The sequence below is a fragment of the Rhodopirellula sp. UBA1907 genome (assembly GCF_002337565.1).
In the GTDB taxonomy this organism is placed as follows: Bacteria; Planctomycetota; Planctomycetia; order Pirellulales; family Pirellulaceae; genus Rhodopirellula; species Rhodopirellula europaea.
In genome coordinates, this window is sequence record NZ_DDGH01000006.1 from 24,345 (window position 1) to 32,248 (window position 7,904).

Annotated in this window: 6 protein-coding genes, 1 other RNA gene and 1 pseudogene; 5 read left to right on the forward strand and 3 right to left on the reverse strand. The window is 57.0% G+C overall.

The annotated features are described in order from the left end of the window. Positions 1–37 precede the first annotated feature (37 nt). From B2R17_RS02020 to B2R17_RS02035, 4 genes and pseudogenes are all read left to right on the forward strand, one after another. Positions 38–2,164 carry a carboxy terminal-processing peptidase gene (locus B2R17_RS02020; protein ID WP_286762628.1) on the forward strand — a complete coding sequence of 709 codons (2,127 nt, stop codon included), beginning with the start codon at positions 38–40 and terminating at the stop codon, positions 2,162–2,164. Positions 2,165–2,192: 28 nt separating this feature from the next. After that, positions 2,193–2,597, forward strand: an RNA gene (gene rnpB, locus B2R17_RS02025) — RNase P RNA component class A. Positions 2,598–2,620: 23 nt separating this feature from the next. Beyond that, the gene (locus B2R17_RS02030; RefSeq protein ID WP_286762629.1) at positions 2,621–3,661 is read left to right on the forward strand and encodes a ThiF family adenylyltransferase; all 1,041 of its coding nucleotides are present in this window, start codon (positions 2,621–2,623) and stop codon (positions 3,659–3,661) included. A gap of 146 nt (positions 3,662–3,807) precedes the next feature. Continuing rightward, positions 3,808–4,035, forward strand: a pseudogene (locus tag B2R17_RS02035) (DUF1589 domain-containing protein); the annotation flags it as partial. Positions 4,036–4,186: 151 nt separating this feature from the next. Here B2R17_RS02035 and B2R17_RS02040 read toward each other — a convergent pair. Genes B2R17_RS02040 through B2R17_RS02050 form a run of 3 tightly spaced genes read right to left on the reverse strand, consistent with a single transcriptional unit; the run spans position 4,187 to position 6,207 of the window. Beyond that, positions 4,187–4,540: a nucleotide pyrophosphohydrolase gene (locus tag B2R17_RS02040; protein WP_286762631.1), complete on the reverse strand. Its 354-nt coding sequence runs from the start codon at positions 4,538–4,540 to the stop codon at positions 4,187–4,189. After that, a complete protein-coding gene (gene mtaB, locus B2R17_RS02045; RefSeq protein ID WP_286762632.1) occupies positions 4,537–5,823 on the reverse strand; it encodes a tRNA (N(6)-L-threonylcarbamoyladenosine(37)-C(2))-methylthiotransferase MtaB in 1,287 nt (428 codons plus the stop codon). The genes B2R17_RS02040 and mtaB overlap by 4 nt, the downstream gene beginning before the upstream one ends. Before the next feature lie 33 nt (positions 5,824–5,856). Next, a complete protein-coding gene (locus B2R17_RS02050) occupies positions 5,857–6,207 on the reverse strand; it encodes an ATP-dependent Clp protease adaptor ClpS (RefSeq protein ID WP_007329331.1) in 351 nt (116 codons plus the stop codon). Positions 6,208–6,389: 182 nt separating this feature from the next. On the opposite strand from B2R17_RS02050, the gene B2R17_RS02055 reads away from it, so the two are divergent. After that, positions 6,390–7,796 (forward strand): dipeptidase, encoded by a 1,407-nt coding sequence (locus B2R17_RS02055; protein WP_286762633.1) that lies wholly within the window; start codon positions 6,390–6,392, stop codon positions 7,794–7,796. The last annotated feature ends 108 nt before the right edge of the window (positions 7,797–7,904 follow it).

Consider the following 7,904-nt stretch of genomic DNA (forward strand, 5'->3'; position numbering starts at 1 on the left):
AACTCTGTCGGTTTTTCCTTTCACCCGATCGTGATCTATGTCGTTTCGTCAAATCCTTCCCGTCGCGTTGCTCGCGGTGGGGTGCATTGGTTCCACACTGATTCAACTTCCCGCCACCGCGCAGGAACGAACCGTCGAACGAGCTGCACCGGAACAAGCTGCTCCGCCCCAGCCCTCGCCTCAGGACAAAGTGATCGCGAAGCTGATCGCCCAACTGATGCCCAGCAATCACGTTTCGGGCAAAGACCTCAACGACGAGATCAGTCGCCGAGCTCTGGATTTGTTTCTCGAATCCTTCGACCCGATGAAGCTGTACTTCCTTCAGAGCGATGTCGACGAATTCAATCGCTACTCCGAAGTGGTCGATGACCAAGTTCGCTTGGGCGACCTCAGCTTGGCCTACTACATCTATGGACGATTCACTCAGCGTGTCGATGAACGCGTTGCCGTGGTGATGGAATTACTTGATGGCGAGTTCGATTTCACCCGCGACGAACAAATCATCATCGATCGCGATGCGACTCAATTTGCTCGCGACGCAGACGAAGCTCGCGACCGCTGGCGTCGTCAGATCAAACTCGCGTTGCTCGACTTGCGAAACGAAAAATCGGACGACTCAGACTCTGACGAACCTGAGATGTCCAAGGACGAAATCATGGCTGACGCCAAGGACCAACTGCGTCGCCGCTACGCCCGTTACGCTCGCCGTTGGAAACAAACCAGCTCCGATGATTTGTTGGAACTGTTCCTTTCTTCGGTGACCAACGGCTACGACCCTCACTCGACTTACATGTCGCCAGCAACGCTGGAAGATTTCGCGATCAGTATGCGTCTGAATTTGGACGGCATCGGTGCTTCCTTGGGTGAAAAAGATGGCACGACGGTTGTTCGTCAGGTCATTCCTGGTGGAGCCGCTGATTCACACGGCAAACTGAAACCCGATGACGTGATCGTCGCCGTCGGCCAAGACGCCGAAGGCCCCATGGTCGACATCGTGGAAATGCCTCTGAAAGAAGTTGTCAAACTCATTCGCGGCCGTGCTGGCAGCGTTGTTCGCTTGGCCGTTCGTCCTGGCGGAACCGGCAACGAAGAGATCTTCAAAATTGTCCGTGCTCGCATCGAACTCGAAGACTCCGCCGCTCGCGGTGAAGTCATCGACCACGAAATGCCAGGACAAGGCAAAGTCAAATTGGGCTACATCAATCTGCCCAGCTTCTACATGGATATGGAAGCCGCTCGTCGAAACGAAGTGGACTATCGCAGCAGCACCCGCGACGTTGAACGAATCCTGCGAGACTTCAAATCGCAAAACGTCGGTGGCGTGGTCCTCGACCTGACTCGCAATGGTGGCGGAAGCTTGACCGAAGCGATCAGCCTGACCGGATTGTTCATCGATCGTGGTCCCGTTGTTCAAGTCAAGAACTCGGACGGATCGGTGCAGCAATACTCGGACGATCAAAGCGGCACGGTCTGGGACGGCCCCTTGGTTGTCGTGACCAGCAAACTGAGTGCGAGTGCCAGCGAGATCTTCGCCGGTGCAATCAAAGACTATCACCGTGGCATCGTGGTCGGTGACCCAGCCACACACGGCAAAGGAACCGTCCAAACGCTGATGGACATCGGACAAAGCCTGTTCCGCAACAACAACGCGAACTACGGTGCACTGAAGGTCACGCTGCAACAGTTCTATCTGCCCGACGGCGAGAGCACTCAGCTCAAAGGGGTCGAAGCTGACTTGGTGCTCCCAAGCATGACCAGCAAGCTTCCCGTTGCCGAAGGTGACCTCGAATACGCATTGGAATTTGACAAGGTGCCGTTGGCTAAACACAGCTTGTACGCCATGACGCCGGACAGCCTGCTCAACTCACTTCGCATCAATTCCGCCAACCGAGTCCAGCAGGACAAGGAATTCAGCGAACTGATGCGTCGCATCGAGTTGTACGTTCGCGAAAAGGATCAGAAGAGCATTTCGCTGAACGAAGAGGAATTCCTGCGTCGTCGAGCCGAACGCAAGGCCCAAACGGAAGCCGAAGAAGAGGAACTCGATGAAGTCCTCAACAACGATGAGATCTTCCGTGACACGTATTACAACAAAGAGGTCATGAACGTGGCCCACGAATACGTGACTGGACTGCGTTCGCAGAACTTGGCTGTTGCAAAATAGCCCGCATGCTATCCTGGTCGTTGCAAGACGAGTGGGCGGGGTGACCGCTGGCACGGTTCGCGGTTCCCGCGTTTCCGGCTGGAGGAAAGTCCGGGCTCCGAAGGGCAGGATGGTCGATAACGTCGACCGGTCGTGAGGCCAGGGAAAGTGCAGCAGAGAGCAGACCGCCGAACGATGGCACCGCTTGCGGTGTCATGCGTGGTGAGGGTGAAACGGTGCGGTAAGAGCGCACCAGCGATCAAGGTGACTTGATCGGCTCGGTAAACCCCATCCGGAGCTAGACCAAACAGGGTGCATCATCGAGGCGGCCCGCCTCGTTATCGACACCCGGGTAGGTCGCAGTGGAGGCGACGAGCAATCGTCGTGCACAGATAAATGGTCACCGTCGATGCACGCATCGGCACAGAACCCGGCTTACAAGCCCACTCGTTTTGCTTTCTTTGTGCTTGATTTTCAATGGCGATCTCCGACCCGAACGATCGTTACGTCCGCCAAGCACAATTCGCCCTGATCGGTGAAGCGGGCCAGGCAAAAATCCAATCCGCACATGTCGCAATTCTGGGCTGCGGTGCGCTCGGTTCCGTCGCATCGGAATTGCTCGTCCGCGCGGGCGTCGGACGAATCCGCCTGATCGATCGTGACCTGATCGAGTGGAGCAACCTGCAACGTCAAAGTCTCTACGTTGAATCCGACGCGGAGCAAGCACTCGCCAAAGCCGAAGCCGCGGCAGGTCATCTGCGTCAAATCAACTCGAGCGTTGTGATCGAAGAAGTCGTCGCCGACATCCACCCGGCCAACATCGCCGAACACCTTCGCGACGTCGACTTGGTCATCGACGCGGCCGACAACTTTACCCTGCGTTTGCTGCTCAACGATTGGTCGCTTTCGACTGGCACGCCTTGGGTGCACGGAGGCTGCGTGGGTGCCAATGGACAAGTCCGTTTCTTCAATGGCGTGTCGCCGTGCTTCCGTTGCCTTGTCCCCGACGTTCCTGACCCCGGCGAGGTGGAAACTTGCGACACAGCAGGAGTGATCGGCCCGGCAACGCACTTGATCGCCAGCCTGCAATCCTCCGAGGCTTTGAAGTTTCTCTCCGGCAACGAATCCGCAATCAACCCGCGAGTGCTATCGATTGATCTCTGGCGAAATCAGATTCGCGAGGTCACGATCGATGATCAGCTATCAAACCAATGCCCAGCGTGCTCCGGCGGCCAACGAGAATTTCTTGATGCCTCCGAAGCGGGCACGTCTCAAGCCGAAACGCTGTGCGGTCGCAACGCGGTGCAAATTCCCGGCGGAAGTCGCCGCATTGACTTGACCAAGATTGCCGAACGATGGAACGACGTCGCACCAGTCCAAGCGACGCGTTTCTTCACGCGGTTGCAGTTACCGGATGACCAAACGCTGACCCTGTTCCGCGACGGCCGAGCAGTAATCAGTGGCGTCCGAGACATCCCGCATGCACGCTCCATTTACGACCGCTACGTCGGTTCGTAAACCAATCGGCAATCCAACCGCAGCCGATTTCGCCAAAATCCAGTTCACAATCCCCGTAGGCCATGTCCCACATGGCTCCCACGCCAATGCTTTGGAACAAAGCGAGCCGTCAACAAAACGCTTTCACGAAACCAACGTTCACCGGCCAAGAACCATCGCCAGGTACAACCTGGCCTACGGTAGCCAAGTCAATTCATAGCCGATTTCGCCAAGAATCGGTTCACAACGCCCGTAGGCCATGTCTCACATGGCACCCACGCCGATGCTTTGGAACAAAGCGAGCCGTCATCGAATGCTTTCGCGAGACCAACGTGCACCGGCAAAGAACAATCGCCAGGTACAACCTGGCCTACGGTAGCCATGTCAATTCGTAGCCGGATTCGCCAAGAATTCGGTTCACAACGCTCGTAGCCCATGTCCCACATGGCACCCACGCCGATGCTTTGGAACAAAGCGAGGCGTCATTGAACGCTTTTGCGAGACCAACGTTCATCTGCCAAGAACGATCGCCAGGTACAACCTGGCCTACTCGTCGTCCGGGACGGGATACTTGATCGCATTGCGAATCATCTTGGCTCGTAACGTCGTCGACAAATCGATGTCCAACTTATTCGCGATCGCGAGCAGATACGCCAAGCAATCCGCGACCTCTTCCCCGACATCGTGAAGCTTCTGCTCGTCGTCCTTCACGCGAGCAGATTCATCCGGCGTCAGCCACTGGAAATGCTCCATCAGCTCAGCGGTTTCAATCGCCAACGACATCACCAGATTCTTCGGCTGGTGGAATTCGTGCCAATTCCGTTCATCAACGAACTGATGCACGATCGCTTTCAATTCATCGACGGTGGCAACGTCGTCTTTGCGAGGCGATGAGGTCACGCCAATTCCAATCGATCGTCTTGAACGCGGACCACGCGTGCTTTGATCAAATCGTTTTCGCGAAGGGAATCCGCTTCGCCCACGTTTTCAGGACGCTCGATCGATCCCAACGCGTAACGACAGGTGGTTCCCTGCAAACGCCCGTCAGGTGTCACCTCTTCCACCAACAATTCCAAATTGGAACCGACCAACGTTTTGTAGTACTGTTGCCGTAGCTCAGCTTCCACCTCACCCAACCGGTCGACTCGTTCGGAGATCAACCCTTTGTCGAGTTGGTCGTCACGTTCGGCAGCCGGCGTGCCTCGACGAGCAGAATAGGGGAACGCGTGGATCTTTGAAAAACCAGCTTCGCGGCAGGTCCTCAACGTTTGCTCGAATTCCTCCTCGGTCTCGCCCGGGAATCCGGCAATGATGTCGGTGGTGATCGCTGGTCGATCCAATGATTCGCGAAGCAGACGGCAGCGATCGAGAAACATCTTCGTGCCCCAGCGTCGACGCATACGACGCAGAACCGAATCGCTTCCCGATTGCAAGCACAGGTGCAGGTGCGGGACGACCTTCTCAGGGAACTCGGCCATCACGCCAATCAGTTCCCGAGTGACTTCGGTCGCCTCGATGCTGCTCATTCGAATTCGGAATTGGCCGGGGATCTGACACAGATCTTTGACCAAATGAGCCAACCGCACCCACTCCTCACGAGGCTTGTTGCGGTTCCAGTCGACACCGTAGTGGCCCAGGTGAATGCCAGTCAGGATGACTTCGCGGTGTCCGGCATCGACCAAACGAGTCACCTCGTCGACGATCTCTTGGCTCGGTCGCGAATGCAGCTTGGGACGCACCATCGGGATGATGCAGTAACTGCAACGGAGCAAACATCCGTCCTGGACTTTCACATAGGCCCGTTTGCGGCCAGCGAATCCGGACAATCCGGTGGGCACATCGATGACGCCAAAGCGGCCCATCAAATCGCCGAGTTCTCGCTTGTCGGTCAGAACTTCGACGACACCCGGCAACGCACTGACTTCTTCGGGCGCCCGGGTGGCGTAACAGCCCATCACGACGATCCGGGCATCAGGGTTTTCGCGATTCAGACGTCGGACGACTTGCCGACTTTTCGCGTCACCGGTTTCGGTGACCGTGCACGTGTTGACGATGCACAGGTCAGCCGATTCACCATCGTGGGCGTCTTCGTACCCGATTGTTTGCAGGCCCTGCCGAACCAGTTCGGTTTCGTACTGGTTGACTTTGCAGCCCAGCGTGCGGGTTCGAAGTTTCGCCGTCATCAGAAAAGAATGCTCGTTCAGCCTTGGGCTCGCTTAGCCGCGAGCAGGTTCAATGGTGGCAGACATGCTGCCTTTGCAACGATCCAAACGTTCGTCTTTGCCGAACGCGTGAATTTGGTCGCGTTTCAGTTCCGCCAATTCCAACGTGGTGGTCATGCAAATCGCGCGGCCGCTTTTGTCGACCTCTTTCGCGACCTGATAGCCTTTCTCGATGGGCATGCGGAACAAACGCTTCATCATCGAAATCACGTAGTCATAGCTGTGGTCGGTGTCGTCCCACAAAATGACGTGGTAGGGCGGTTGTCGTTTCGGTTTACGATCGCTGCGTTGTTCTTCTTCCGTGACCACATCGGGCTCGGCAACGGCGGCGGAATGATCGGACATGCTTCCAACAACTCCTGGTGAAATTTGGGGCAACAGCGGCGTCTCATCCTGCCGCTTGGTGGTCCTGTTTTGGTTTGTGAAGTGCTATTGTAAAGACGTCCAGATGGACCTGTTAGTCCTCAAATACGGATTTTTCCGCATTCGACGGCACGCTGCTCGATTCTCTTTCGCAATGCAATTTGATGTCCCAATCCGAACAATCTTCCTCCTCCGCCTCCCAATTGCCCGCCGAAGTTCAGTCGCGTTTGGACGACGGAAAACAGCGTCACGAAGCCGAATTGATCGAGTGGCTAAAAATCCCAAGCATCAGCAGCGATTCCTCCCGCCGCGATGACGTTCACCAGGCGGCCAATTGGTTGCTCGAGAAAATGAATGCGGCCGGCCTACAAACCGAGTCCATTTCCACCAACGGATTCCCGCTGCTAGTCGCCTCGACCCCGCCGGTCCCCGGTGCCCCCGTGGCTTTGGTCTATGGACACTATGACGTCCAGCCACCCGAGCCGCTGGAACTGTGGACCAGCCCGCCGTTCGAACCCGTTGTCCGCGACGGCAAAGTGTTCGCCCGTGGCGCGACGGACGACAAAGGCCAAGTCCTGACGCATATCCACAGCGTTTGCGACTGGCTCGCCAGCGGCCAACCATTGCCGCTGCAAATTAAATTTCTGATCGAAGGCGAAGAAGAAGTCGGCAGCCAAAACCTGGACGATTGGTTGCCCGAGCTCGCCGAAAAATTGGCCTGCGACGTCGTCGTGGTCAGCGACAGCAGCCAGTACGCACCAGGCCGCCCCGCGGTCACGTGCGGCCTGCGAGGCATTGCGACGTACGAATTGTTCGTCGACGGACCGAGTCACGACCTGCACAGCGGCAGCTTCGGCGGCGCGGTCGCCAATCCCGCCATGGCTCTGTGCCAGTTGCTGGCCAGCATGAAGGACGCCGACGGAAAAATCGCGATCGATGGGCTGTACGACGATGTCGCTCCGATTCCCGACATCGAACGCAATGCCTGGAAACAACTCGGTGCTGACGACGAGAAATTCGCGAGCAGCGTCGGTGCTTCCGAACTGCACGGCGAAGCTGGCTACACAACCGATGAACGACGCTGGGCTCGCCCGTCACTCGACATCAACGGTTTGACCTCGGGACATCAAGGCGAAGGCGTCAAAACGGTTCTACCAGCCAAAGCGTCCGCGAAGTTCAGCTTCCGACTGGTGCCCAACCAAGACCCCAAACGTCTGACCGGCCTGATCGAATCGCACCTCGAGCGTCATTGCCCGCCCGGCATTCGTTGGACTTTGAAACCAGATCACGGTGCCGGCGCGATGCTGGCGGATGCAAACAGCCGCTACGCCAAGGCAGCCAGCGTCGCGATTGAACAAGCCTTTGGAACACCGCCCGTGATGATTCGCGAAGGCGGCTCGATTCCAATCCTGGCACGATTCCAAGAAGTCCTGGATTGCGATTGCTTGCTTCTCGGTTGGGGGCAAAACGACGACGCCGCTCACAGCCCCAACGAAAAGTTCTCGCTGGAAGATTTCCACCGCGGCATCCAAGCGTCCGCCTCGCTCTGGCAAGCCATCGCCTCTGCTTGAGTCGCGCCGCTAGAGCTTTCGCTTCGATCAATCAGTCGCCTCTCCCCCGACACAGTCGGAGGTCATGCAGTTTGTTGATGCAGATATTTATGCTGCTTTCGCGCACCG

Excerpts from the sequence above, each read along its gene's own strand:
- B2R17_RS02020 (WP_286762628.1), top strand. The coding sequence starts at position 38 with ATGTCGTTTCGTCAAATCCTTCCCGTCGCGTTGCTCGCGGTGGGGTGC.
- mtaB (WP_286762632.1), bottom strand. The coding sequence starts at position 5,823 with ATGACGGCGAAACTTCGAACCCGCACGCTGGGCTGCAAAGTCAACCAG.
- B2R17_RS02055 (WP_286762633.1), top strand. The coding sequence starts at position 6,390 with ATGTCCCAATCCGAACAATCTTCCTCCTCCGCCTCCCAATTGCCCGCC.
- B2R17_RS02050 (WP_007329331.1), bottom strand. The coding sequence starts at position 6,207 with ATGTCCGATCATTCCGCCGCCGTTGCCGAGCCCGATGTGGTCACGGAA.
- B2R17_RS02030 (WP_286762629.1), top strand. The coding sequence starts at position 2,621 with ATGGCGATCTCCGACCCGAACGATCGTTACGTCCGCCAAGCACAATTC.